Annotated in this window: 22 protein-coding genes; 7 read left to right on the top strand and 15 right to left on the bottom strand. The window is 60.5% G+C overall.

Features of this window, described 5'->3' with window-relative positions:
* Positions 1-68: 68 nt before the first annotated feature.
* Positions 69-980 carry a UDP-3-O-acyl-N-acetylglucosamine deacetylase gene (gene lpxC / locus BLL36_RS09795; protein WP_003171886.1) on the top strand — a complete coding sequence of 304 codons (912 nt, stop codon included), beginning with the start codon at positions 69-71 and terminating at the stop codon, positions 978-980.
* Positions 981-2,354: 1,374 nt separating this feature from the next.
* Here lpxC and BLL36_RS09800 read toward each other — a convergent pair.
* The 6 genes from BLL36_RS09800 to BLL36_RS09825 form a co-directional block, all read right to left on the bottom strand.
* Positions 2,355-3,857, bottom strand: coding sequence for a sensor domain-containing diguanylate cyclase (locus BLL36_RS09800; protein WP_076951238.1), 1,503 nt, complete (start codon positions 3,855-3,857; stop codon positions 2,355-2,357).
* 86 nt (positions 3,858-3,943) lie between these two features.
* On the bottom strand, positions 3,944-5,266 hold the full coding sequence (locus BLL36_RS09805) for an OprD family porin (RefSeq protein ID WP_076951239.1): 1,323 nt from the start codon (positions 5,264-5,266) through the stop codon (positions 3,944-3,946).
* Positions 5,267-5,555: 289 nt separating this feature from the next.
* On the bottom strand, positions 5,556-6,920 hold the full coding sequence (locus BLL36_RS09810) for a heavy metal sensor histidine kinase (protein WP_076951459.1): 1,365 nt from the start codon (positions 6,918-6,920) through the stop codon (positions 5,556-5,558).
* Entirely contained in the window at positions 6,910-7,602 is a 693-nt protein-coding gene (locus BLL36_RS09815) for a heavy metal response regulator transcription factor (RefSeq protein ID WP_076951240.1), read from the bottom strand. Before BLL36_RS09815 ends, BLL36_RS09810 begins: the two co-directional genes overlap by 11 nt.
* Before the next feature lie 30 nt (positions 7,603-7,632).
* Positions 7,633-10,731, bottom strand: coding sequence for a multidrug efflux RND transporter permease subunit (locus BLL36_RS09820; protein ID WP_076951241.1), 3,099 nt, complete (start codon positions 10,729-10,731; stop codon positions 7,633-7,635).
* Positions 10,728-11,894, bottom strand: coding sequence for an efflux RND transporter periplasmic adaptor subunit (locus tag BLL36_RS09825; protein ID WP_076951242.1), 1,167 nt, complete (start codon positions 11,892-11,894; stop codon positions 10,728-10,730). Before BLL36_RS09825 ends, BLL36_RS09820 begins: the two co-directional genes overlap by 4 nt.
* Before the next feature lie 215 nt (positions 11,895-12,109).
* Between BLL36_RS09825 and BLL36_RS09830 the strand changes: the two genes are divergently transcribed.
* Both BLL36_RS09830 and BLL36_RS09835 read left to right on the top strand, forming a co-directional pair.
* Positions 12,110-12,343, top strand: a complete 234-nt coding sequence (locus tag BLL36_RS09830; protein WP_076951243.1) for a hypothetical protein — start codon at positions 12,110-12,112, stop codon at positions 12,341-12,343.
* Between the two features lie 164 nt (positions 12,344-12,507).
* Complete coding sequence (locus BLL36_RS09835; protein ID WP_076951244.1) at positions 12,508-13,278, top strand: transporter substrate-binding domain-containing protein; 771 nt, start codon at positions 12,508-12,510, stop codon at positions 13,276-13,278.
* 173 nt (positions 13,279-13,451) lie between these two features.
* On the opposite strand, the gene BLL36_RS09840 is transcribed toward BLL36_RS09835, so the two are convergent.
* From BLL36_RS09840 to BLL36_RS09860, 5 genes are all read right to left on the bottom strand, one after another.
* Positions 13,452-14,195, bottom strand: coding sequence for a YkgJ family cysteine cluster protein (locus tag BLL36_RS09840; RefSeq protein WP_076951245.1), 744 nt, complete (start codon positions 14,193-14,195; stop codon positions 13,452-13,454).
* 109 nt (positions 14,196-14,304) lie between these two features.
* Entirely contained in the window at positions 14,305-14,787 is a 483-nt protein-coding gene (locus BLL36_RS09845) for a GNAT family N-acetyltransferase (RefSeq protein WP_076951246.1), read from the bottom strand.
* 3 nt (positions 14,788-14,790) lie between these two features.
* Entirely contained in the window at positions 14,791-15,690 is a 900-nt protein-coding gene (locus tag BLL36_RS09850; protein WP_076951247.1) for a chemotaxis protein CheV, read from the bottom strand.
* Positions 15,691-15,897: 207 nt separating this feature from the next.
* Positions 15,898-16,872 (bottom strand): 2-hydroxyacid dehydrogenase, encoded by a 975-nt coding sequence (locus BLL36_RS09855; RefSeq protein WP_076951460.1) that lies wholly within the window; start codon positions 16,870-16,872, stop codon positions 15,898-15,900.
* A 123-nt stretch (positions 16,873-16,995) separates the two neighbouring features.
* Positions 16,996-17,964, bottom strand: a complete 969-nt coding sequence (locus tag BLL36_RS09860) for a LysR family transcriptional regulator (protein WP_049709911.1) — start codon at positions 17,962-17,964, stop codon at positions 16,996-16,998.
* A gap of 181 nt (positions 17,965-18,145) precedes the next feature.
* Here BLL36_RS09860 and BLL36_RS09865 point away from each other — a divergent pair, with 181 nt between their 5' ends.
* Genes BLL36_RS09865 through BLL36_RS09880 form a run of 4 tightly spaced genes read left to right on the top strand, consistent with a single transcriptional unit; the run spans position 18,146 to position 22,930 of the window.
* Positions 18,146-19,681 (top strand): efflux transporter outer membrane subunit, encoded by a 1,536-nt coding sequence (locus tag BLL36_RS09865; RefSeq protein WP_076951248.1) that lies wholly within the window; start codon positions 18,146-18,148, stop codon positions 19,679-19,681.
* A gap of 10 nt (positions 19,682-19,691) precedes the next feature.
* Complete coding sequence (locus tag BLL36_RS09870) at positions 19,692-21,869, top strand: FUSC family protein (RefSeq protein ID WP_076951249.1); 2,178 nt, start codon at positions 19,692-19,694, stop codon at positions 21,867-21,869.
* Positions 21,859-22,059: a DUF1656 domain-containing protein gene (locus tag BLL36_RS09875; protein ID WP_076951250.1), complete on the top strand. Its 201-nt coding sequence runs from the start codon at positions 21,859-21,861 to the stop codon at positions 22,057-22,059. Before BLL36_RS09870 ends, BLL36_RS09875 begins: the two co-directional genes overlap by 11 nt.
* A gap of 10 nt (positions 22,060-22,069) precedes the next feature.
* Positions 22,070-22,930: an efflux RND transporter periplasmic adaptor subunit gene (locus BLL36_RS09880; protein WP_076951251.1), complete on the top strand. Its 861-nt coding sequence runs from the start codon at positions 22,070-22,072 to the stop codon at positions 22,928-22,930.
* 518 nt (positions 22,931-23,448) lie between these two features.
* On the opposite strand, the gene BLL36_RS09890 is transcribed toward BLL36_RS09880, so the two are convergent.
* The 4 genes from BLL36_RS09890 to BLL36_RS09905 form a co-directional block, all read right to left on the bottom strand.
* A complete protein-coding gene (locus BLL36_RS09890) occupies positions 23,449-24,315 on the bottom strand; it encodes an NAD synthetase (protein ID WP_076951252.1) in 867 nt (288 codons plus the stop codon).
* A 111-nt stretch (positions 24,316-24,426) separates the two neighbouring features.
* The gene (locus BLL36_RS09895) at positions 24,427-24,828 is read right to left on the bottom strand and encodes a DUF4440 domain-containing protein (protein WP_076951253.1); all 402 of its coding nucleotides are present in this window, start codon (positions 24,826-24,828) and stop codon (positions 24,427-24,429) included.
* A gap of 14 nt (positions 24,829-24,842) precedes the next feature.
* Entirely contained in the window at positions 24,843-25,472 is a 630-nt protein-coding gene (locus tag BLL36_RS09900) for a retron system putative HNH endonuclease (RefSeq protein ID WP_076951254.1), read from the bottom strand.
* Positions 25,465-26,796 carry an AAA family ATPase gene (locus tag BLL36_RS09905; RefSeq protein ID WP_076951255.1) on the bottom strand — a complete coding sequence of 444 codons (1,332 nt, stop codon included), beginning with the start codon at positions 26,794-26,796 and terminating at the stop codon, positions 25,465-25,467. The genes BLL36_RS09900 and BLL36_RS09905 overlap by 8 nt, the downstream gene beginning before the upstream one ends.
* Positions 26,797-26,882 lie beyond the last annotated feature (86 nt).

Below are 26,882 nucleotides of genomic sequence, written 5' to 3' on the forward strand. Positions count from 1 at the left end.
TCTGGTCTGCTATTATCGCCAGCCTTTGTTGATACCAGTTCGCAATTTGCGCTCAAGCGGTCCAAGCCATGATTAAACAACGCACCCTGAAGAATATTATCCGTGCCACAGGTGTAGGTCTGCACTCCGGGGAGAAGGTATACCTGACCCTCAAGCCCGCACCTGTCGACACCGGCATCGTGTTTGTTCGTGCCGACCTGGACCCTGTGGTGCAGATTCCTGCTCGCGCGGAAAACGTTGGCGAAACCACTATGTCGACCACACTGGTCAACGGTGACGTCAAAGTGGACACGGTGGAGCACTTGCTCTCGGCCATGGCCGGTTTGGGCATCGATAACGCCTACGTCGAGCTCTCCGCGTCCGAAGTCCCAATCATGGATGGCAGCGCTGGACCTTTCGTATTCCTGATTCAATCTGCCGGCCTGGAAGAACAGGACGCAGCCAAGAAGTTCATACGCATTCTGCGGGAAGTGACAGTAGAAGACGGCGACAAGCGCGCCACCTTCGTCCCGTTCGAAGGCTTTAAAGTGAGCTTTGAGATCGATTTCGATCACCCGGTATTCCGCGACCGCACCCAAAGTGCAAGCGTGGATTTTTCCAGCACTTCGTTTGTAAAAGAAGTCAGCCGCGCCCGTACCTTTGGTTTCATGAGTGACATCGAGTACCTGCGCAAGCACAACCTCGCACTCGGCGGCAGCGTTGAAAACGCCATTGTGGTCGACGCGGATGGTGTACTGAACGAAGACGGCCTTCGCTATGAAGACGAATTCGTGAAGCACAAGATCCTCGATGCAATCGGTGACCTCTACCTGCTGGGCAATAGCCTGATAGGCGAGTTCAAAGGCTTCAAGTCGGGCCACGCCCTTAACAACCAGCTGCTGCGCAAGTTGATTGAGCAGACAGACGCTTGGGAAGTCGTGACCTTCGAAGATGCCAGCACCGCACCGATCTCTTACATGCGTCCCGTTGCGGCGGTGTAAGTAACAACTCTCTTTCTTTAGTTTTAAAAGGCTGCCTTCGGGTGGCCTTTTTTTATGTGCGCGGTCTTGGTCGCGAAGAAGCTCGGGAGCCCCCACAGGGAGCTCGCTGTGTCAGGTGTATTGGAACGCAATTTCGGCAACGACCGAGCTCAACTGTGGGAGCTGTCGAGCCCCAGCGAGGCTGCGAAGGCGGCGGTACTGCCGGCATTCCCATCGCCTGACACTCCGCTATCGCAGCCTCGCTAAAGCTCGGGAGCTCCCACAGGGGACTTGCTGTGTCAGATGGGTTGGGTTGCACCTGTGGAGCGCAATGTCAGCAACGATCGAGCTCAACTGTGGGAGCTGTCGAGCCCCAGCGAGGCTGCGAAGGCGGCGGTACTGCTGGCATTTTCATCGCCTGACAGTCCGCTATCGCAGCCTCGCTAAAGCTCGGGAGCTCCCACAAGAGGACTTGCTGTGTCAGGTGGATTGGGCTGCACCTGCGAGCGCAATCTCAGCAACGATCGAGCTCAACTGTGGGAGCTGTCGAGCCCCAGCGAGGCTGCGAAGGCGGCGGTACTGCCGGCATTCCCATCGCCTGACACTCCGCTATCGCAGCCTCGCTAAAGCTCGGGAGCTCCCACAAGAGGACTTGCTGTGTCAGGTGAATTGGGCTGCACCTGCGAACACAATCTCGGCAACGACCGAGCTCAACTGTGGGAGCTGTCGAGCCCCAGCGAGGCTGCGAAGGCGGCGGTACTGCCGGCATTTCCATCGCCTGACACTCCGCTATCGCAGCCTCGCTAAAGCTCGGGAGCTCCCACAGGGAACTTGCTGGGTCAGGTGGATTGGGTTGCACCTGCGAGCGCAATCTCAGCAACGATCGAGCTCAACTGTGGGAGCTGTCGAGCCCCAGCGAGGCTGCGAAGGCGGCGGTACTGCCGGCATTTCCATCGCCTGACACTCCGCTATCGCAGCCTCGCTAAAGCTCGGGAGCTCCCACAAGAGGACTTGCTGTGTCAGGTGGATTGGGCTGCACCTGCGAACACAATCTCGGCAACGACTGAGATCAACTGTGGGAGCTGTCGAGCCCCAGCGAGGCTGCGAAGGCGGCGGTACTGCCGGCATTTCCATCGCCTGACACTCCGCTATCGCAGCCTCGCTAAAGCTCGGGAGCTCCCACAGGGAACTTGCTGGGTCAGGTGGATTGGGTTGCACCTGCGAGCGCAATCTCGGCAACGACTGAGATCAACTGTGGGAGCTGTCGAGCCCCAGCGAGGCTGCGAAGGCGGCGGCACTGCTGGCATTTCCATTGCCTGACACTCCGCTATCGCAGCCTCGCTAAAGCTCGGGAGCTCCCACAGGGAACTTGCTGTGTCAGGTGGATGGCTTGCCTCACAGCTCCTGAAGAGTGGCAGCATCCACGATCCGATTGCGTCCACTGTGCTTGGCCTCGTACAACGCCTGGTCGGCACTCAGCAACAATGCTTCCAGCGACTGGCGTTTGCGTTTGTCCCAGGTGCTCAGCCCAATACTCACCGTAATCGGTCGTTCATCGCCCGCCACCCGTGGCAAGTGTTCGACGCTGCTGCGGATGTGCTCGGCGATGACCCAGGCACCCTGGGTGTCGGTATGCGGCAGTACCACCGCAAACTCTTCCCCGCCATACCGCGCGGCCAGGTCGGCAGGTCGACGGATGTTGCTGCCGATCACCTGGGCAACGGTGCGCAATGCTTCGTCGCCGCCTTGATGGCCGTGTCGATCGTTGAAGGCCTTGAAGTGGTCCACATCGATCATCAGCAACGTCAGCGGCTCGGTCGAGCGTTGCGCACGGTCCCATTCCAGGCGCAGGCGTTCGTCCAGGATGCGGCGGTTGGCCAGGCCGGTCAGTGCGTCGATGGCTGCCAGTTCTGACAGCACCCGTTCCGCGCGGAAGCGGCGTCGCAGTTCGCGGCGTAACATCCAGGTGAGCCACAGCAGGCCGACACAGAGGATACCGGTGGCGCTGCTGGTCAACAGCGCGGCGCGCCTCCAGGGCGCGAATACGTCGTCATTGGATAGGGCCACCACCACAATCAGTGGCAGCTCGCCGACGTTGGTGAAGGTGTACAGGCGTTCCTTGCCGTTAATGGCCGAGATGGCCTGGAAGCTGCCACTGCCTTCACGCAATATGCGTTTGAAATTCGGCCGCTCGCTGAGGTCCTTGTCGATCATGTCGCGTTCGAGCAGGGGCTGCTGGGCCAACAGGACGCCACGGTTGTTGAGCAGGTTGACGCTGCTGCTGTTACCGATCGTCAGGGTGCTGAACAGTTGATCGAAATACGCCAGGCGCATGGTCGCCACCGCTACGCCGAGGAACTCGCCATTGGGCCCCGACACGCGCCGGCTGAAAGCAATGCGCCATACCTGTTCGCAGTCGCAATGGATCCTGAATGGCCGGCTGATAAACAAGCCTGCCTGCGGCTCCCTCACATGGACCTGGAAGTAGTCGCGGTTGGCGAAATTACGTGGCGTGGGTTGCAGGGTCGACGAGTCCGCGATCACGGTGCCGTCGGCATCCAGCAGCAACACTTCGCCTTTGAACGGCGCAGCGGTGGATAAATCAAACTGCACAAGGTGCTGGATACTCGGCGTCACCTGGGCCAGGTCTTCACGCTGTTTGGCTGCGATCAGCCCTTTGAGCGCCAGGTCGTATAACTCGACGTTACGCAGCACATCGGCATTGATCAATTGGGCGATGTTGGTGGTTGAACGCTTGGCCGCCTGCAAGGTACTGGCGTGCTCGCGGATCAACAATGCCGCGACGATGATCACGATCAGGGCGACAGTGACGCCGCTGCCGAGCATCAGCAGCAGCTCCGGATGTGCAGGTGAGAGACGGGCGGGGCGTTTGCTCATCGGGCAGACTTCAGCGGTGAGAATGCTGGCAGTTTAGTTCTACCCGATGGAAATTAGCTGCAGGGTTGAAAAGAAATCTTCGTTCGTCAGAACACGTTGATCGGGTAGTCGACGATCACCCGGTACTCATCCACGTCCCTGTCCACCGCCGAGTAGCCGTTGCTGCCGCGGTTGACCGCCCATTGCAGGCGCACCGCCAGGTCCTTGGCCTTGCCGCCCTGAACCACGTATTTCACGTCGATGTCCCGCTCCCAATGCTTGGCATCCTTGCCGTCGGCGCTGTACCAGGCGCTGTAGCCACGGCTTTGCGGGTCGACCTGGCTCAGGTCGGTCTTGCCGCTGATATAGGACACGGCCGAGGTCAGGCCGGGCAAGCCCAGGCCGCCGAAGTTATAGGCGTACTTGAGTTTCCACGAGCGCTCGTTGGGGCCGTTGAAGTCTGAATATTGCTGGGAGTTGTCCAGGTACACGCTGTCGCCTTGGGCGATGTAGTCGAACGGCGTGTTGCCGATAACCCGCTGATAAGCGGCTGTAACGCTGTGATGGCCCGCATTTACGGTGAAATGCAGGCTGTAGGTGTTGTTGTCGATAGCCCCGAGCAGCGACTGACCGGTGTCCTGGGTGTGGTAGTAGTGCAGGCCGGGGTTGAGACTGATCATCTCGTTCAGCGCATAGGTGTAATCCAGGTCGTAATAGTACTGCTGCCACACGTCCTTGAGCTCGGAGGCGTAGAGGTTGCTCGACAGCCCGTCAATACCGCTGAACGACACGCCCGCCCAGTTCATGTGCTGGCTGCCGGCGTCGTTTGCCAGGGCACCGTAGCTGGTGCCGATGCGGCGGTGGCCGCTCTGGTTGTAGAGCTTGGTGAAGCTGGCCTGGCCCCCTTCGAACATCCAGCCGTCGAGGCTGTGGTTGGTCAGGCTTACGCCGCGGAAGGTTTGCGGCAGCATGCGGGTCATGCCGCCGGCGATCACCGGATTGTTAAGGAACAGGTCGCCCGCCTTCAGCTCGGTATCGAACGCGCGCATCTTCAAAGTGCCACCGGCCGTGGAGAACGAACCGGGCGCTTTGCCGCTGCCGCTACCGTACGGAAGGATGCTGGAGCCGTCAGTACCGCCACCGCCGTCCAGCTTGAGCCCGAGCATGGCGTGAGCGTCCAGGCCGAAACCGACGGCGCCTTGGGTGTAGCCGGATTCGAAGGTGCCGATGAAACCTTGGCCCCACTCCTTGCTGTCGTCGGTGTGGAGGTCTCGACGGTCGCGGTTCATGTAGTAGTTGCGGGCGTTGAGGTTGAGGTGGGAACCCTCGACGAAACCGTCGCTGGGGTTGGAGCCTGCCGCGTGGGCGAGGGGGGCAATCGTTGCTGCAATAGCGAGGAATAACGGGGTGAACGTCAGCGAGTTCTTCACCGGTAAAGCTCCTTTGGTCAAACGCAAACGGCCAGTGTCGTGAGGTGTGCCTGGCCTTTTTTATGGCAAAAAAAAGCCGCTGAAGTCAGCGGCTTTAAGACAGATTCCCAGTGTAGAGCCCTGGAAATAAGTCGAGGGAAATTCGGGTAAGCGGAGACTGCCTTTGCCGTCGCGCTCATCGATGCGTCAAATTAACGCAGGCGAGCGGTACGATACAGAGTGTAACAAGATAATGACTGTTGCCCAAATTGCAACAGTGATGGGGATGATTTACCAATGTGGGAGCTGGCTACACGGGCAGGGTAATGCCGAAGGTGTTGCCGCCGTGCTCGCTGCGTACGAACACATCGCCGCCGTGCATCAGCGCAATCGCTTTGACGATGGCCAGGCCCAGCCCGTGGTTTGCTCCGCTATTGCTGCGTGACGCATCCACCCGATAAAAGCGTTCGAACAGGCGCGGCAGATGTTCGCTGGCAATTTCATCGCCGGGGTTGGTCACGCCGATCGCCACCTGATGGTCGTGGACCTCGATGTTCACAGCGATGATCTGCCCGGGCGCGGTGTGTTGCACCGCGTTGCTCAGCAGGTTGATCAGCGCGCGGCGCAGGTGGGCTTTTTCGATGTGTACCGTCGCATCGCCGCGTACCTGTACCTCGACCTGGGCGTCTTCGAGAATGAAATCCAGATAATCGAGGGTCGTCGCCACTTCATCGGCCAGGGAGCTTTCGATCAGCTTGGTGGCCTTGCTGCCCTGATCGGCACTGGCGAGGAACAGCATGTCGTTGATGATCGAGCGCAGGCGCTCCAACTCTTCAAGGTTGGATTGCAGCACCTCGAAATAATGCTCCGCCGAACGCCCACGGGTCAGCGCCACCTGGGTCTGGCCGATCAGGTTGGTCAGCGGTGAGCGCAGTTCGTGGGCCACATCGGCGTTGAACGACTCCAGGCGCGAATAGGCCTGCTCGACGCGGTCCAGGGTGGCGTTGAACGAGTTGACGAACTGGCTCAATTCCGGCGGCAGCGGCGACAGTTGCAGGCGACCGGAGAGCTTCGGCGGTGCGAGTTTCTGCGCCTCATCCGAGAGTTTGCCCAGCGGTTTGAGGCCGATGCGCGCTACCCAGAAACCCAGCAACGACGCCAGCACCACACCCACCAGCGCCAGGCTGATCAATGCCACCAACAGGTGATGCTGGGTAGCACGGAAATTTTCGGTATCGATGGCGATCATGAACCGCAGCGGCGGGCGCTGATCCTTGGCCGGGAACTGGCTCACCAGCACCTTGAGCGGGTATGTACGGCCTGGCACACGCAGGTCGCGCTTACCGGTCGGCCCTTCGGCGAAGGCGCGGATCTGCGCATCGGGGTTGCCATATTCATAGTTCGGGTCGCTGCTCACCACCCAGAAGCGGATGCGCTTGTCTTCCTCACCCAGCAACTTGAGCTTGGCCTGTATTTTCACCCAATGCTCGGGCGTGCCGAAGCGGTTTACCGAAGACTCCAACACGCTGTAGCGCGCATCCAGCTCGGCGCCCGGCAGCAAACCCAGGCTGCGGTCCACCTGCTGATACAGCGCGCCGCCGATCAACAGGAAGATCAGCGCCGCCACCAGGGTGAACATGCCGCTCAGGCGCAGGGCGATGGAGTTAGCCACCACTTGCATGCTCCTGCTGGCGACTCTCCAACACGTAGCCCATGCCGCGAATGGTGTGCAGCAGCTTGGTATCGAATGGCCCGTCGAGTTTGGCGCGCAACCGCTTGATCGCCACCTCCACCACGTTGGCGTCGCTGTCGAAATTGATGTCCCAGACCATTTCCGCAATGGCGGTCTTGGACAGGATCTCGCCCTGGCGTCGCGCCAATACGCTGAGCAGTGAGAACTCCTTGGCGGTCAGGTCCAGGCGTTGGCCATTACGGCTTGCCTTGCGGCTGATCAGGTCGATCCACAGGTCGGCGACGGTCACCTGCACCGGTTCATGCCCGCCGCTGCGGCGGGTAAGGGCTTGCAGGCGGGCCACCAGTTCGAGGAAGGAGAACGGTTTGCCCAGGTAATCATCGGCGCCTTCGCGCAGGCCACGGATGCGGTCTTCCACACGCTCACGGGCTGTGAGCATGATCACCGGCGTCTGTTTGCGCGCACGCAGCGCACGCAATACACCAAAACCGTCGAGGCGGGGCAACATCACGTCGAGCACGATCACCGCGTATTCGTTTTCCAGCGCCAGGTGCAAACCCTCGACGCCTTCACGCGCCACGTCGACGGTGTAGCCTTGTTCCGTCAGGCCGCGGTGCAAGTAGTCCGCGGTTTTCTCTTCATCTTCAATAATCAGGACGCGCATGAGCCTTTGCTCCAGGGCGGGGCCCCAGCCTCAGTGTGTGGTCGCCAACGCTGGCATGAGTTTGGGCCTGTGGAAAAACTTCTCCAGATACAAGTATATGACCGGTGTGGTGAACAGCGTCAGCGCCTGGCTCACCAGCAGCCCGCCGACCACCGAAATGCCCAGTGGCTGGCGCAGTTCCGCACCGGCGCCGTAACCGAGCATCAACGGCAGGGCACCGAGCAGGGCGGCCAGGGAGGTCATGATGATCGGCCGGAAACGCGTGATGCAGGCTTCGAAGATTGCATCATGGGGCGACAGCCCGCGTGTGCGCTGGGCGTCCAGGGCGAAGTCGATGAGCAGGATACCGTTCTTCTTGACGATACCAATCAGCAGCACCAGGCCGATCAGCGCCATGATCGAAAAATCCTGGCCCAGCAGCCACAGCATGACCAACGCACCCAGGCCTGCCGAGGGCAGCGTCGAGATGATCGTCAGCGGGTGCACGAAGCTTTCATACAGCACGCCCAGGATGATGTAGACCGCCACCAGCGCCGCGAGGATCAGCCACGGCTGGCTGGCGAGCGAACTCTGGAACGCCTGCGCCGCGCCCTGGAAATTGCCGATGATCGAGGCCGGCATGCCAATCTCGTTTTTTGCCTGGTTGAGCAGGATCACCGCATCACCCAACGCAACACCGGGCGCCAGGTTGAACGACAGGTTGGCGGCCGGGAACATACCATCGTGGCTGATGGACAGCGGCCCGACCGTGGGCGCGTCGACGCGGGCCAGCGCCGACAGCGGCACCATTTCGTTGGTCAGGGGCGAGCGCAGGTAGAAGTAATTCAGGCTCTCGGCCTTGCCGCGCTGCCGGGTGTCCAGTTCCAGCACCACCTGGTACTGATTGATTTCGGTCTGGAACTCGTTGACCTGGCGTTGGCCGAAGGCGTCGTAGAGCGCCTGGTCGACGTCGGTGGCGGTCAAGCCGAAACGCGCGGCCGCACGGCGATCGATGGAAATGTGGGTGATGCTGCCGCCCAGTTGCAGGTCGTTGGAGATATCACGGAACGCCGGGATGGAACGCAGTTTTTCGGTCAGGCGCTGGGTCCAGGTATTGAGCGTCGCGCCGTCATTACTTTTAAGCACGTATTGATACTGGCTGCGGCTGGGGCCGGAGCTGAGGTTGATGTCCTGGCCGGCGCGCAGGTACAGCACGATGCCCGGCACCTTGGCCAATTTGGAACGGATGCGGTCGATGAATTGGCTGGCGGAAACGTCCCGGTCGCCACGCGGCACGAGGGAAATCCAGAAGCGACCGTTGGCGATGGTCTGGTTGCTGCCGGTCACGCCGACGGAGTGGGAGAACGCCCGCACGGCCGGGTCATCCTTCATGATTTGCGCCAGCGCCTTGTGCTTGGCCACCATGTCCGGGTAAGACACATCCGCCGCCGCCTCGCTGGTACCGAGGATGAAACCGGTGTCCTGGACTGGAAAAAAGCCCTTGGGGATGAACACATAGCCGGCTACGGCAAGCACCAAGGTCAGCATGAAGATGCCGGCCATGGTGCGTTGGTGGGCCAGGGCGCGGCGCAAGGTTTTTTCGTAGGCCGCCAGCAGTCTTTCGCCGAAGCCGGGTTTGTCATGGTGCCTATGGCTGGGCGCGTTCATGAACAAGGCCGCCAGGGTCGGCGCCAGGGTCAGGGACACCACCACGGAAATCAGAATGGTCGAAGTGGCGGTCAGGGCAAACTCCTTGAACAGCCTGCCTACCACGCCTCCCATGAACAGCAGCGGAATGAACGCCGCCACCAGCGACACACTGATGGACACCACGGTGAAGCCAATTTCGCTGGAGCCCTTGAGCGCCGCCTCGCGTTTGTCCAGGCCGGTCTCGAGATGGCGATGGATGTTTTCCACCACCACAATCGCATCGTCCACCACAAAGCCCACGGCCACTACGATCGCAACCAGGGTCAGGTTATTCAGGCTGAAGCCCATCACGTACATCAGGGCGAAACTTGCGATCAACGATACGCCCAGCACGCTCGACACAATGATGGTCGCCGACCATTGGCGCAGGAAAATCGCCATCACCCCGACCACCAGCAATACGGCGATCAGCAGGGTCATTTCCACTTCATGCAGGGAGGCGCGGATGGTGGTGGTGCGGTCCATCAGCACGCTGACCTGCACCGATGCCGGCAACATGGCTTGCAGGCGTGGCAGTTCGGCCTGGATACGCTCCACGGTCTCGACAATGTTGGCGCCGGGTTGGCGCGTAATCACCAGGTTGACGCCGGGCGTGTCCACGGCCCAGGCCTGGACGTAGGCGTTTTCCGAGCCGTGGACGACCTTGGCCACATCACGCAGTTGAACCGGCGCGCCGTCCTTGTAGGAGACGATCAGGTCGCCGTATTCATCCGGTTGGAACAACTGGTCGTTGGTCGCCAGGGTCGACACGCTGTTCTTGCCATACAGCGCACCCTTGGCCAGGTTCAGGCTTGATTGCTGGATCGCCAGGCGAATGTCGGCCAAGGTCAGGCCGATGGCGGCGAGTTTGTCGGCAGACGCCTGCACGCGAATCGCCGGGCGTTGCTGGCCGGTGATGTTGATCTGGCCTACTCCGTCGATCTGGCTGATCTGACGGGCCAGCAGGGTTTCCACCAGATCGCTCAGTTCGGTGCCGGGCATGTCGTGGGAGCTGACACTGACGATCAGCACCGGGCTGTCCGCCGGGTTCACCTTGCGCCAGGTCGGCAGGCTCGGCATATCGCCCGGCAGCTTGCCGGAAGCGGTGTTGATGGCCGCCTGCACTTCCTGCGCGGCGGTATCGATGCTTTTGTCGAGGGTGAATTGCAGGGTCAACAGGGTGGAGCCCAGCGCACTGCTGGAGGTCATCTGCGTCATGCCGGGGATTGCGCTGAACTGCACCTCCAGCGGTGTCGCAATCGAGGAGGCCATGGTGTCGGGGCTGGCTCCGGGCAACTGTGCGGTCACCTGGATAGTGGGAAACTCCGCCTCCGGCAGGGGGGCGATGGGTAATTTGGGGAACGCGATCAACCCGAGCAGCACCAGGGCGAAGGTCAGCAACAGCGTGGCGACCGGGCGATCGATGCACCAGGCGGAAATCGATCCCCGCGCTGTCGTCATGGCTGCACCCTGGCGTCAGCGGTCTGGATCGTTTGCGGCGGATCCTTGAGGATCTCGACCTGAGCGCCAGCCTTGAGCCGCGACTGGCCATCGCTGACCAGTACATCGCCTGCCTGGATGCCCTTGAGGATGTTGCGATCGCTGTCCTGGTACACCACCTGCACCGGCAGAATTTCCACCTTATCACCGTTGACGCGGTACACGAAGTGCGAGTCGAGGCCGCGTTGCACCACGCCTGGCGGGACGGCCAGGGCGTTGCGGTCGAGAGCGGTCTGGACCTTGATCGTCACCAGTTGGCCTGGCCAGAGTTTTTGCGTGCTATTGGGGAATTCGGCCTTGGCGCGGATGGTGCCGGTGGTGCCGCTGATCTGGTTGTCGATCAGGCTCAGGCGGCCCTCGCCCAACAGGTCGGAGTGCTCGCCTTCGGTATCGGCACCCATGTAGGCGTCCACCCGGGCAGGCTCGGAGGCGGCGATCAGGCCCTGCAACGTCGGTAGCATTTGCTGGGGCAGGGAGAACTCGATGGCAATCGGGTCGATCTGGGTGACCGAGAACAGCCCCTGGGCATCGCTCATGCGCAGGAAGTTACCTTCATCCACGTTGCGAATACCGACGCGGCCTGTGACGGGAGAGCGAATCTGCGTGTAGGACAGTTGCACCTGGGCTGCATCAATGGCGGCCTGATTCCCTTGCAGTGTCGCTTTGAGCTGGTTGACCAGCGCCTGTTGCTGGTCGTAGGTCTGCTTGGAAATGCCGTCATCGATGCTCAATGCCTTGTAGCGCTTGAGGTTGACCTGGGCCACTTGCAGTTGCGCCTGGCTCTCGCCCAATTGTGCCCTGGCCTGGTCGAGACTGGCGCGGATCGAGCGGTCGTCGATAGTCGCCAACAAGTCGCCGGCATTGACCCGTTGCCCCTCCTTGACCAGCAATCGAGTGAGGATGCCGTCGATTTGCGGGCGGATCACTACGCTGTGCAGCGACAGCACCGAGCCGATCCCCGTCACGTAACGCGGCAAATCCTGCTCCACCACCGTCATCACCCGTACCGGCACGGCGGCGGAGGCGACCAGCCTGGTCTTGGCGGGGCGGGTCAGCGCCCAGGCGGCAGTCGCCAGAAGGGCAAGGACACCCACGGTCAATACAGTTTTTCTTTTAATGTGCATGCTGTAAGGCGCCCTGGCAGGGATTGGGGGAGAAGGGTGAGTATTTATAGCCTGCCGACCCAGTCAGTAAAGTGACTGCCATCTGACAGCCGTGTCAGTTAGCTCCTGACCATTCGTACGACGCTGGTCAAAGATCGCGGCTGCGCAGGTATACTTCCTACATATAGGGCCCATCACTGGGGTCCGCATCCTTGTCTGCATGCCCCGGAGCGTTCATGAAATCCCCGACACATTCCCCTGTCGAAGCGACCGAACCGGTCGATTCGGCCAACGCCGACGGCGTTGAGAAAGCCGAGATCCCGACGTTCAAGTTTCCTTTCAAGCCGGGTGAACTGGCCGGGGCCAGGCATGACGCCCAGCCCTGGTATAAGAACGGCGCCAAGAACGGCCACACCAAGACCCCGGGCATGGCCCCGCCGGGCACGCGCCGCTCGATGGGTAAACGCTAGGAATAATCAGCAACACCTATTGCAGGATGTTACCTACAGCTCCCGCTGAAATTTCCGCTTGTAGGCCCGCGATCGTTTCTTGAAAGCTTGCACCGCTTGTGTCCCGCCCCGACGTTTCAACGGGGCTGGGCAGAAGGCGCTCTTTCCGGAAAAGGACGTTTCCTGTGGCCCTGATACACCTTTGTGTCGCGCTTGCCCTGTTGCTTGCGGTGGATGCCGTTGCCGGAGTTGATCAACCGCGAAGTGAGCTCCGGTTCGCCGTTGTCGCGCAGTTTCCTCCCTTCCAGAGCCGTAACCCGCAAGGGCAGTTGGTCGGTCTGAATATCGAGCTGGGCAATGCGCTGTGCCAGCAGCTGAATGTGCGCTGTACTTGGGTCGACCAGGTTGTGGTCGAAAACTTCGATGACCTTGAAGCCCGCCAATTCGACGCCATCATGGGCATCGCCCCTACCTCCAGGCGGCGCCGCCGGGTGAGTTTCACCGATATCCTCTATCCCTTCACCACGCGCCTGGTCGCACGCCGCACCTCGGGCCTGATGCCGCTTGCGGCTTCGCTCAAGGGCAAGCGGGTCGGCGTATTGCTGGGCAGCAACCGCGAGGCCTTTGCCCGGTCGCAATGGGCGCGCGAGGGTGTGATCATCAAGAGCTTCTGGCTCAACGACGAGCTGGTCCGCAGCCTGGTGGCAGGCGATATCGATGCGACCCTGCAGGGCACGGTGGAAATTCGCAACGCGCTGCTCGATACCGCCGCAGGCGAGGATTTCGCCTTCCTGGGTCCCGCCGTTTCCGCCGAACTGCTGGGCGAGGGGGTGGCGATCGCGCTGCGCAATACCGATACGGCGTTGCGTACCGAACTCAACCGCGCCCTTGAACAGCTGATGCACAATGGTGAGTACCAGCGGATTCTTGCGCCTTACCGTCTCAACACGCCCTAATCTGCATACATAACCTTGTAGTGAGCGGGCTTGCCCCGCGCTGGGTGGCGAAGCCGCCCCAATAAAGACACCGCCGACCTACAGGTAAATCCGGTTCGCCTGGTTTGGGGCGGCTTCGCCACCCAGCGCGGGGCAAGCCCGCTCACTACAGAGATTCGTCAGCTGTAGAGGGCTTACGCAGCCCGTAGCGAGATAAACGCATAGTTGGCCGGCACCTCGGTTGCAATCTGCGCCCCGGCCTCCAGTACCTGTTCGGCGATGTCCATCCCCGATACATGAAACACCCACTCATTGGCCACGAACGGGCGCTCCGCCGCTCTGTCAATCGCCAGGGCAAATGCGTCCATGTCCGGCAGGTAGGCGGTAAATCCGTCACCTTTGAGCGCCGTGGTCTTGATGCCCAGCAGGGCGCATACCGCTTCCTTGGCCTGTACATCATCGCGGTCCGCCTGGCGCGAGCGGCGGATCAACTCCGCCAGTTCCTGGTCTATCAACTCGCCTCCAACGATCAGCGCCGGCCCCTGTTCCCAGGACTCCGGCGGGCAATCCTTGGCGGCGGGGTTCAGCGGGATATGCGGGTTGATCTCCATCGGGTAGATGCGGCACACCAACGGGCGACGCGCATAGATGCGGCACAGGTTGTCTTCGTCAAGATTCCGGCAGCGGCCGGCGTTGTAGGCGGCAAAGGTGATCGCCACGAACGCCTCGGTGTTGCCACTGGGTACCACCACCGAACGGCGTTCGGCATGTTCGCGTTGCTGCTGGGGCAAGCCCAGGCCATTGCCCAGGAACCCCTCCACCAGAACAATGACAGTACCGCCGTCGGCTGCCCACATCCGGGCTTCCGCGAGGGTCAGGGGCACGTGATGGTCGGAGCAGCATTTGCCGCAACCGACGCAGGAAAAGTGAGTGTTCATGGCAGATCTGTCACCAGGCTAGGTCAGAGAGGCACGCAGGAGCGGTGACGGGTTTTTACCTCTGTTCACCGTTTTGTCTCTCTGGAAGCAAGTTATACGCCAGTGCCGATCAATCCTTGGGCGCTGCGTCGCGTAGGACAAATCTCATACCCGCGCTTTCATACAGTTGCCGTGCGCGCAGGTTGCTCTCGATGACCTTGAGGTCCACATAGGGCTCGCCGCGCTGTTTGAAGACCTGGAAGCTGTGCAGCAGTAGCGCGCGGCCCAATCCCTGGCCTTGGGCGCAAGGGTGAACGCAGAGGTTTTTGATGAACGCGCTGGTCCAGCACTGTGCCACGCCAAGAATGCCCTCGGCGTTACTGGCGACCAGGCACAGCGTGGGGTCGAACTCGGCATCGGTGATGAACTGACGCTGCCAGGTCTGCAGGTTGGGAACGCGGCCGCCGCCCTGGTCCTGGGCCAGGCGCAACACCGCGTGAATCGCCGGGGCCAGGTCGTCGCGGTAATGGTCCAACTGGGTACCCACCGGCCATTGCGGGGCGGGCAGGCTGCCAGTGAGGTCACGGCGCAGCAGTTGGAAATACGCTGTCACTTATTACTGTCCCTGTGCCACGCTCTGCGCCGCCACCACCAGGCACTTGGTCAGCTCGGGCGAGGAGAACTTGGTCAGCACCGCATTGGCGCCGGCCAGGCGGGCTTTTTCGCTGTTCATTGCGCTGTCCAGGGAGGTGTGCAGCAGCACATAGAGGTGCTGGAAGTCGGGGGTCTCGCGCAGGGTGCGGGTAAGGGCGTAGCCGTCCATTTCAGACATTTCGATATCCGATACCACCACATTGATCTGTTCGGCCGTGCCCTGCAGCTCCAGCAGCACATCGATGGCTTCCTTGGCACTGCGCGCGGTGTGGCAGGTGAGGCCGAGGTTGCGCAGGGTGTGCACCGATTGCTGCAGGGCGACCTGGCTGTCGTCCACCACCAGAATGCGCGCATAGCCCAACACTTCGGCTTCATCCATGGTCAGGTCGGTCGGTGCCACTTCGATCGGTGCCGGGGCAATGCCGTGAATGACTTTTTCGATATCCAGCACCTGCACCAGGCCGCCTTCGACCTGGGTGACCCCGGTAATGAATGCGCGGTTACCGCCGGAGCCATAGGGCGGCGGACGAATGTCGGTGGTCAGGCAATGCACGATCTTGCTCACCGCCTGCACATGCAGGCCCTGCTTGGAACGGCTCACATCGGTGACGATCAGGCAGCCGCCGTCCGGGTCCGCCAGCGGCATTTCCCCCAAGGCGCGGCTCAGGTCGATCACCGCCAGCGAGTTGCCGCGCAAGGTGGCGATGCCTTTGACGTGAGGGTGGGACTCCGGCAGCTTGGTCAGCGGCGGGCAGGGGATGATTTCGCTGACTTTCAGCAGGTTGATGGCCATCAGCTTGCCGCTGCGCAAGGTAAAGAGCAGAAGTGAAAGTGAGTCTGCGCGGGCTTTGGTGGTGGACATAAAAACCTTCTGTGGATCAAGGAGGGTGATCTATAGAGGGTTATCGACTTGGGGGCGCCAGGCTTTAACCGGATTTTGTGTCGGGCAGAGCTTGTGTGGGAGCTGGCTTGCCTGCGATAGCATCACCCCGGTGCAACTGAAAGACCGAGGCGCCTGCATCGCAGGCAAGCCAGCTCCCACACAAGCCCATTCTCCAAGGGTGGTGGGTCAGCCCTTCCAGACTTGCGGGTTCACCAGATCCTGGGGACGCTGACCCAGCAGGGCGCTGCGCAGGTTATCCAGGGCGCGGTTGGCCATGGCTTCGCGGGTTTCGTGCGTGGCCGAACCGATATGCGGCAAGGTCACGGCATTGCTCAGTTGGAACAGCGGTGACTCGGCCAGTGGCTCCTGCTCATACACATCCAGCCCGGCACCACGGATGCGCTGGGTTTGCAGGGCTTCGATCAGCGCCGGCTCATCGACCACCGGGCCGCGGGAGATGTTGATCAGGATTGCGCTGGACTTCATTAGTCCCAGCTCGCGGGTGCTGATCAAATGACGGGTCTTTTCGCTCAATGGCACCACCAGGCAGACGAAATCCGCCTCGGCCAGTAACTGGTCCAGGCTGCGAAACTGCGCGCCGAGTTCTTGTTCAAGCGCCGTCTTGCGGCTGTTGCCGCTGTACAGGATCGGCATGTTGAAACCCAGCCGCCCACGCCGGGCCACGGCCGCGCCGATATTGCCCATGCCGACGATGCCCAGCGTCTTGCCATGCACATCGCAACCAAACAACGGTGCGCCGACGCTGGCTTTCCACTGGCCGGCCTTGGTCCAGGCGTCCAGCTCGGCCACCCGGCGCGCGCTGCTCATCAGTAAGGCGAAGGCCAGGTCGGCGGTGCTTTCGGTGAGGACGTCGGGCGTGTTGGTGAGCATGATCCCGCGCTCATTGAAGTACGGCACGTCATAGTTGTCGTAGCCCACCGACACGCTGGACACCACCTCCAGCTTGCCCGCACCCTGCAACTGCTCGCGCCCCAGCTTGCGGCCCACGCCAATCAGGCCGTGGGCGTGGGGCAGTGCTTCATTGAATTGAGCGTTGATATCCCCCAGCTTGGGGTTGGGCGCGATCACCTCGAAATCCTGTTGCAGGCGTTCGATCATTGCCGGGCTGACGCGGCTGAAGGCGAGGACAGTCTTTTTCATGGCAGGCGGGCTCATCGACTACGGAAGAATGCCAGGCACGCTAACATTCCTGTGCACAATTGTCAGGACGCTGCAGACCCGAACTGAACACTGATCAAATGTGGGAGCGGTGTTTGACAAAAATCAGTTCGCCAGGCGAGCGCCGCTCAGGCTGCCACTCAATTCATACGCCACCAACTCCGCCTGGTGCGCCGCCAGAATCTCCGGCAGCGAACCGCGCAGGTATTCGACCCAGGTCTTGATCTTGGCATCCAGGTACTGACGCGACGGGTAGATGGCGTACAGGTTCAGCTCCTGGGACCGGTAGTTGGGCATGACCCGCACCAGGGTGCCGTTGCGCAGCCCCTCGATGGCCGCATACACCGGTAGGAGCCCAATGCCCATGCCGCTGGTGATCGCGGTTTTCATCGCATCGGCCGAGTTCACCAGGAAGGGTGACGTGTTGATGGCCACGCTTTCCTGGCCTTCGGGGCCGTTGAAGGTCCACTTGTCCAGCTGGATCACCGGGCTGACCAGGCGCAGGCACGCGTGGTTGAGCAGGTCATGGGGGCGATGGGCGCAGCCCTTGGTTTTCACGTAATCCGGCGAGGCACAGGCGATGCTGTAGGTGATGCCCAGGCGTTGGGACACGAAACCCGAGTCCGGCAGTTCGCTGGCCAGCACGATGGACACGTCATAGCCCTCATCGAGCAAGTCCGGCACACGGTTGGCCAGGGTCAGGTCGAAGGTCACGTCCGGGTGGGTGCGGCGGTAACGGGCGATGGCGTCGATGACGAAATGCTGGCCGATGCCGGTCATGGTGTGCACTTTCAGCTGCCCGGAAGGGCGCGCGTGTGCGTCGCTGGCTTCCGCTTCAGCTTCTTCGACATAGGCCAGGATCTGCTCGCAGCGCAGCAAATAGCGTTTGCCGGCCTCGGTCAGGGCGATGCGCCGGGTGGTGCGGTTGAGCAAGCGGGTTTGCAGATGGGCCTCAAGGTTAGAGACCGCGCGCGACACATTGGCGGTGGTGGTATCCAGTTGCACCGCGGCTGCGGTGAAGCTGCCGGCTTCGGCCACGCAACTGAAGGCGCGCATGTTTTGCAAAGTGTCCATGGAGTGTTCTCAGGGGAGATAGCAAATTGTGACAGAAAGTTGCGCCGTCCAGTGATCCCTACCAACGGATTATCGCTTGAACGGTAACAAAGATTCACAGGAATGCCCGCTTATCGTCCCTGATGCCGCCGCCTAGAATTGCGCCACCTTCCCGCACCACCACCTCAGGAATTCGCTTGCCGTGCCGCGTCCCATCAGCAGAGAGCTGAAGACTCTCATTAACAGAGGGCTGCAGGCTCTCAGTGTCTGGGCCTTATCATCAGTAATCAGCGGCTGCATCGGAACCGGAGGAATCGCACCCCAAGGCCAGTCCATCGAGGCCAACAACCTGACCATCGACGAAGCTATCCAGAGCGCCGCCAAGGACGCCCACTGGCCCACCGCGCAATGGTGGCAAGCCTACGGCGACCCTCAACTCGATCGTTGGGTCGACCTTGCCACTCAAGGCAGCCCAAGCATGGCCGTGGCCGCCGCACGGGTGCGGGAAGCGCGGGCGATGGCCGGGATGGCCGAGGCCGCAGAGTCGTTGCAGGTCAACAGCGACACCACCCTCAAGCGCCACAATTGGCCGAAGGATCAATTCTATGGTCCCGGCGAGCTGAGCGGTGCCAACACCTGGGACAACAATGCGTCCCTGGGCCTGAGCTATGCCCTGGATCTCTGGGGCCGCGAAAGCAACGCCAGCGAACGTGCCGTCGACCTGGCGCACATGAGCGCTGCGCAAGCGCGCCAGGCCCAGCTCGAATTGCAGAACAATGTGGTGCGCGCCTATATCCAACTGTCGTTGCACTACGCCAACCGCGATATCGTCGCGGCGACCCTGGCGCAACAGCAGCAGATGCTCGACTTGGCCAACAAACGCCTGAATGCCGGGATCGGCACCCAGTTCGATGTCAGCCAGGCCGAAACGCCGTTGCCGGAAACCCATCGCCAACTGGATGCCCTCGACGAAGCAATCGCCCTGAGCCGTAACCAGCTCGCAGCGTTGGCCGGTAAAGGCCCGGGGCAGGGCGCGCTGTTGCAGCGCCCGACCTTGTCCCTCGCGGCTGCGCTGAAGCTGCCGTCGAGCCTGCCTGCGCAATTGCTCGGGCAGCGCCCGGACGTGGTCGCCAGCCGCTGGCAAGTCGCGGCCCAGGCCCGTGGCATCGATGTGGCGCATGCAGGGTTCTATCCCAACGTCGACCTGGTGGGCAGCCTCGGCTACATGGCGACCGGTGGCGGCATGCTCGCGTTTCTGGCGGGCAAGAAATTCAACTACACCGTCGGCCCTGCGATCACGCTGCCGATTTTCGATGGTGGGCGCTTGCGTGCGCAACTGGGTGAAGCCAGCGCCGGTTATGACATCGCTGTGGCCCAGTACAACCAGACCCTGGTCAATGCCCTCAAAGGCATCAGCGACCAATTGATCCGTCGCGAATCGATGGATAAGCAATCATCCTTTGCCGCGCAATCGGTAGCGTCGGCGCGCAAGACTTACGACATCGCAATGATCGCCTACCAGCGCGGCCTCACGGATTACCTCAATGTGCTGAACGCGCAAACATTGCTGTTCCATCAGCAACAGATCGAGCAACAGGTGCAGGCCGCACGCCTGAGCGCCCACGCCGAACTGGTCACCGCCCTGGGCGGCGGCCTCGGTGCCGGCGACGACGTGCCGCAACCCGCCAAGACCCTCCCGAGCAAGGCCCCGGCGGCGCTGGCCGTGTTTGATCACTGAGTAGGATCCGATGACCCCCTTGCCTGCACCGCTGCGCTGGTTGTACGCCCTTGAATGGCGCCGTGGCTTTTTCGACTGGGCGCGCAGTGACGGCGTGACCTGGGTGTATATCTTCAAAGTGCTGATCGCGGCGTTCCTCACGCTGTGGTTGGCGATGCGCCTGGAATTGCCGCAACCGCGCACGGCGATGATCACGGTATTTATCGTGATGCAGCCGCAGAGCGGCCAGGTGTTCGCCAAGAGTTTCTATCGCTTCCTCGGCACCCTGGCAGGGTCGGCGGTGATGGTGTTGCTGATCGCCTTGTTTGCCCAGAACACGGAGTTGTTCCTCGGTGCGCTGGCAATCTGGGTGGGTGTCTGCACAGCGGGTGCGACACGCAATCGCAACTTTCGCGCCTATGGTTTCGTGCTGGCCGGCTATACGGCGGCGATGGTCGGCCTGCCCGCTCTCGCCCATCCGGAGGGCGCCTTTATGGCGGCGGTGTGGCGGGTGCTGGAAATCTCCCTGGGGATTTTGTGCGCCACGCTGGTCAGCGCGGCGATCCTGCCGCAAACCACCAGTGCAGCCATGCGCAACGCCCTGTACCAGCGTTTCGGCGTGTTCGCGCTGTTTGTCACCGATGGCTTGCGCGGGCGCAGCCAGCCTGAAGCGTTCGAGGCCAGCAACGTGCGCTTTATCGCCGAAGCTGTGGGCCTGGAGGGGCTGCGCAGCATCACCGTGTTTGAAGACCCGCATATGCGCCGGCGCAACGGCAGGCTCAGTCGCCTCAACAGCGAATTCATGAGCATCACCACGCGCTTCAATGCCTTGCACCAGCTGCTTGAACGACTGCGCAAGGATGAAGCGGACCATGTTGTTGCGGCAATCAAACCCGGCCTGCAGGTCCTTGCCGAAGTGCTCGATGGTTTCTCGGGCCGCGCGCTCACCAGCCCTGATGCGGTGCGCCTGGTCGACCAACTGAGTGCCTATAAGGACGGCCTGCCCGCCAAGGTCCGCAGCCTGCGCGCCACTTTCCAGGAAGCTGGTCCAAGCGAAGCCGAGCAGTTGGATTTCCACACCGCCTACGAGCTGCTCTATCGCTTCGTCGACGATCTGCACAACTATGCGCAAACCCACGCTTCGCTCGCTGATCACCGCCATGCGCGCGAGCAATGGGACGAAACGTTTATCCCGAAAACCAACTGGCTGGCCTGCGCCGCGTCTGGCATTCGTGCGTCATTTATCCTGATCGTGCTGGGCAGTTATTGGGTGGCCACCGCCTGGCCGAGCGGCGCAACCATGACCCTGATCGCCGCGGCCACCGTCGGCCTGTCCGCCGCGACACCGAACCCCAAGCGCATGGCGTTCCAGATGGCGTGCGGCACGTTGATCGGTGCGTTGGTGGGCTTTGTCGAGATGTTCTTCGTGTTTCCCTGGATCGATGGCTTCCCGCTGCTGTGCGTGATGCTGGCGCCGGTAATCATCTTTGGCGCCTTCCTCGCGTCACGCCCGCAATACGCCGGCGTCGGCGTCGGCTTGCTGATCTTTTTCAGCACCGGGTCAGTGCCGGACAACCTGACGGTCTACAACCCCTACACCTTTATCAACGACTACATCGCCATGGTCATCGGCATGCTGGTGTGCGCGGCGGCGGGGGCGATCATCCTGCCGCCCAACAGCCGCTGGCTCTGGCGGCGGTTGGAGCAGGACCTGCGCGAGCAAGTGGTGTACGCCATCAGCGGCAAGCTCAAGGGGCTGGCATCAAGTTTCGAAAGCCGTACCCGCGATCTCTTGCACCAGGCGTACGGCCTCGCCGTCGGCCAGCCCCAGGTACAGCGCGACCTGCTGCGCTGGATGTTCGTGGTGCTGGAGGTCGGCCACGCGATCATTGAACTGCGCAAGGAACAGGCGATTCTACCGGTGCACCCGGCGTATGCCGAATCCCAGCCATGGCGCCAGGCGATCCGCGTGATGGGGCGCTCGCTGGTGCGGCTGTTCCTGCAACCCAGCGCGAGCAATCTGGAGCGCGGCCTGATCGCTGTCGATCACGCGATCAGCCGCGTGCAGGCCACCGACGAACCCTTCGCCCCGCACTTCGACACCTCGGCCCTGCGGCGGGTGAAAAGCTACCTGCACTTTATCCGCACCTCGTTGCTGGACCCGCAATCACCGCTGGCGGCCCTCAAAGGAATCCCGAATGCCTCGTGAAATCGCATTCCACGGCCTGTACATGCCAACCATGACCCTGATGTTTTTGATCGCCGCCGTGCTGGCCTGGGCGCTGGACCGCTTCGTCGCCGGGTTCGACCTGTACCGTTTTTTCTGGCACCCGGCGTTGCTGCGCCTGAGCCTGTTCGTTTGCCTGTTCGGCGCCCTGGCGCTGACCGTCTACCGTTGAGACTGCCCCGATGAAAAAGTTTTTCAGCCTGCTCGCGACCTTGCTGGTATTGGCTTTGGCGATCTGGATTGGCCGCACGTTGTGGGTGCACTATATGGAAACGCCGTGGACGCGTGATGGCCGTGTACGGGCCGATATCATCAACGTGGCCGCCGACGTCACCGGCGAAGTGGTCGACGTGCCGGTGCGCGATAATCAGCGGGTGAAAAAGGGCGACCTGCTGATGCAGATCGACCCCGAGCACTACCGCATCGCCGTCAAACAGGCGCAATCGCTGGTCGCCTCGCGCAAAGCCACCTGGGAAATGCGCAAGGTCAACGCCCACCGCCGCGCCGATCTCGACGCCCTGGTGATTTCCAGGGAAAACCGCGACGACGCCAGCAACATCGCCGACTCGGCGCTCGCCGATTACCAACACGCGTTGGCCCAGCTGGAAGCGGCCGAGCTCAACCTGAAACGCACCCAGGTCTTGGCGGCGGTGGACGGCTACGTCACCAACCTCAACGTGCACCGCGGCGACTACGCACGCATCGGCGAAGCCAAGATGGCCGTGGTCGACATGAACTCGTTCTGGGTCTACGGCTTCTTCGAAGAAACCAAACTGCCCCATGTGAAAATCGGTGACAAAGCCGATATGCAACTCATGAGCGGCGAGACGTTGAAGGGGCACGTGGAAAGCATCTCGCGCGGCATCTACGACCGTGACAACCCTGAAAGCCGTGAGCTGATCGCCGATGTGAATCCGACGTTCAACTGGGTGCGCCTGGCCCAGCGGGTGCCGGTGCGGATTCATATCGATGAGGTGCCGGAGGGCGTACTGTTGGCGGCAGGCATTACCTGCACTGTAATAGTTGATCAGGCACAAAATTGAAGATGTTTGACTATGGATCAGGCGCACTGTTTCTGACTTTGCGTCGACGCTTGACCCTCAACATGCTGGTGTAGCGTCGATGATTCTTTGAATTGAGGACCAATATGTAGAACAGGGCTGAGAACAGGGGCAATAGGTTGAGCAACGTCGGAGAGTTATTGGCTAGATACGCGATCGACAACAGGGTATTGACGACGACCACAGGTATAAGTACTCGAGGTGCAAGATGGGAACCTTCATACAATAGTGTTTGGCCAACGTAATAGAGTAAGCAGAGTGCCATCCCAGTTGCGAAAGCGTATTCAGTGGGGAGGTGATAGACGTTCGCGTAGTATGACAGGCTATATGCCATGTCGCCGGCAATACTGTTCAAACAAAGTAGCATTGCCCCTCCCCATGCCGGTAAGAACCGGTAGGCATAACGGCGCCAAATTCGATACTCCCGCAGGGGATCAACGCTATATTTCATAGCTGTCGAACTCCTCGTACAGTGCAACAATCAGGTGGCTGACGTTTCCTTAGAGGGTGCTGCCTGTAACAGCCAACGTGGCTCCGATTTGGTCTTTGATCTGTGTCATGATGCTCAGGCGTAGCTGGGAATTACTGAAGCGTCTTGGCAATTGTCCAGACAATTGTCTCAAGCGAATTATCTCGCTGGGATGGCGAGGATTTTTCAGACGCAACACTTCGGTCGTTAACTTTGCGCGTTCTTGGCGACTCATGTGCCTCAAAACGTCTGTTACTTCACGCCCCGTTGAGCGCTTTATCGCCAGCACAGATTTAACCGTGGCAAACGTGGTAGTTCCCGCGCCAACTAATGAGACTCCATCCAAAGCAACCGTCATCGTCTGATACCAGCCTAACGTGTCGTAGTAATCGTTCTGGGAGGGGTTGACCAGCTCATTATAGGTCCGCCATAAACCGTTCAGGCACTGTACCCCACTGGCAGCTGAACCAGCATAAGCGATATAGGATAGGGCAAGACTGGTGCCTGCACTAAGAGGCGCAGCGGCGATTCCAGCTTTCGCAACGATGATGCCAATTACAGCCCCACCGCAGGACGACACGACGCCCGACGCCTCCCGCCATAACTGTGACTCACGAGGCGAACTTGCTGCCAAATTCGCATACTCGCCGCCAGTCCTTACCGGTCCCGCCACCTCCCGCAGAATCACCCGCTTGGGTTTGATACTGCACAGCGGCACAAACTCACGTAGCACCGTCACCTGATAATCACTGCCGATATGCACCACGCCAGCCCCGACAAGGGCCGGGTCGGCATCAATGGTTCGATAGAGTTTGGGCAGGTCCAGCAGGCTGGTCAGTCGCTGGAGGGTCGTGGTGTGCGCATCTGGCACACCGCTTCGTGGGAAGTCGCTGGGCATCCTTTCACCTGTGAGTAAACAGAGGTGAAAGAGCCTGAGGATTGATTCCTTTTAATGATGTCAGGCCGTTCGCTTTTTGCTGTAGGACCTGGCTCCTACATATTAACTGCGTCAGGCCTTGATAAAGGTCTCATGCAAATGGCGCCATAGCAGCGCACCACTGGCTTGTTTTTCGAATACTACCGTGGCGCGGCGATCGGTCTGCGTGCCGCTGTCATCGATCTGATGCTCGCGGTAGGTCACGGTGGCGCCGCGTGCATGGCGATCAATTCCCGCCATCTCGCTCAAGGTGATTTTCAACCCCGGCCGCATCCCGCCCAGGCGCGTGAACAGCGCATTGACGCCGGCCGCATTCACCCGCGTGCCTGTGGCGGGGGCGACCATGCTGAATTCAGGCGAGAAGCGCGCGAGCAAGGTCTGCAAAGTGCCTTCCGGCGCAACCCCGGCAAACCATTGCTCGATCTCGACGTGGGTCTGGATCACTTCTTCGAAAAAGTCGTTGTAGTCGATCATGAGGGTACTCGTTATCAGGCGCTTAACTGGCGAATCACATTCACCAGCACGGGGGCGAAGGGTTTCAGGCGGTTGTTGGCGTCGGGCTGTTCCAGTTCTTCCTTCAATGCCGTTAATAAGTCGATGTCAGCTACTTCAAGGTCATCGCCTTCCATTCCGCTGTTGTAGAGCAGCGTGTCCAGAATCGACTTTCTAGCGCCGAACAGAGCGCGATTGTTTTCGCGAGAGTCTCCAAGGTTCAGGACCTGGATGGAGGTCACGGCTCTAGCGCTCAGCCCCTCCACACGGCCGGAGAGATAAAATTTCAGTTCCGTTTCGCATTCATCCATCAAGGATGTCAGCGGCAAAACCTGATGGGCGTGCGCTCTGCCGCATTGTTTGCTGCGGTTGCAACTCGCGACGATGTTGGCAAAATCCAACGAACGATGTGGGGCGGTTTCTCTGGCCTCAACGTGTTCGTTGTGGGCGCTGTCCGGTGTTATCTCGTGGCAGCAATACGCGCATAAGCCATGTTGCTCTTCGATACAGGCGCGGCGAATGCACGTCCTTTCTTCCGGGGTCAATTCTGAGTAGCGGCCATTCGGGTACGTGCGCTTCCATTTCGTCAGGGCTGCCGGTTCATTTCCTTTGGTGATCTTACGCACTGCGCAACTCCAGCTTGCGGATCAAAAGGGCGGCTTTGGTCAGTTCGATATGGCCGGAAGGCAGGTCTGTGGACAGCTCTTCGAAAAGGGTTTTAGCTGCTTTCAATTTTTTGTCTTGCAGCAGTTCCAATAATTTATCCAGGCGTGCCTGAACTTCACTATTGCGCACGTCCGTGTCCATGACACTGAGCAATACCTGGTTTGCGTCCAGACCGTATAGGCCGTTGCGTTCTTCCAGCTCGCCGTCGTCCAGCACGTAGCACAGGATATCTTTGGTATCGCTGATCACCAGGGGGGAGTGGGTGGTTAGGATGAACTGGCAGTTGGGGAAGGTTTCAGTGAATTGATGGATCAGGCGGCGTTGCCACTTGGGGTGGAGGTGGAGGTCGACTTCGTCGATGAGTACTACGCCTTCGCCATGTAGTGGATTTTTCAGGGAAGGATTCATCATGGCGAGACGACGAGCTATATCGCCAACCAAGGCCATTATGGATTTTTCGCCTTGTGAAAGTTGAGAGACGTCCAGCGTGTTGCCGGATTTATCGATCGCCATATGCAGATGTGGTCGACGTTGCACACGCAGGTTAGTAAACCCTGGCATGAATGCACCAACGGCGGAACGGACGGCTGTTAACTGTCGATCACGGGATGACGCATGTGATTGTTCTAGGAACTTCCATATCTGACTGTCGAGCGTGCCGATAAATTTTTGCACTTCTGCTAGCGCACTGGCTGAAATACCAGTTTCGTTTTCGCTATCCTCCCGTTCCCGGAACCATTCGAAAAAGCGGCGAAAATCAACACCCCTATTTAACGAATTGTCATAGCCATCCAACTGACTGAAGCTGTGACGGGTTTTTATTTTCAAAGGAATTTCAAGTACGGAACGTTCGACTGGATAGTAGGCAATGAGCGGAACAGATGCGTTGCCATCGCGCGTTAGAACGTCCCGATACACACTGGCGAGACTGGACGCATCAACGAGGTCACTGGTGACCTTTGTATTCCGTCCCCGCCTGGACTTTGCCAGGGACCAGTTGAAGTCGATATACAACTCTTCCGTCTCGATTGAGATTGACGCAGCGTTTGAACCGTTGTGTAAAACGCTTTCTTCAATCGGGCTTCCGCTGCCGCCGTCCGATCGAGTTCTTGCAACTAACCAGCTGAGTGAAGTTGCCAACGACTTCAAAATCGTCGTCTTCCCCGCCCCATTATTCCCCACAAACACCGTCACCTTCGATGCATGCTTTTCGGTAGGCGCAAAGGCGACTTCCAAGTCGGTAAAACGACCGACGTTGTTCAGTCGAATTTTTCTAATTTCCATCGCATTACCCTTGTGGGGCCAGTCAGTTTCAAGAGGCAGGCGGCGATTATGGCACTCATCCCAGGTTTTGGCAGGTGGGCTTCACG

Source organism: Pseudomonas cedrina subsp. cedrina (assembly GCF_001983175.1).
Classification (GTDB): Bacteria; Pseudomonadota; Gammaproteobacteria; order Pseudomonadales; family Pseudomonadaceae; genus Aquipseudomonas; species Aquipseudomonas cedrina.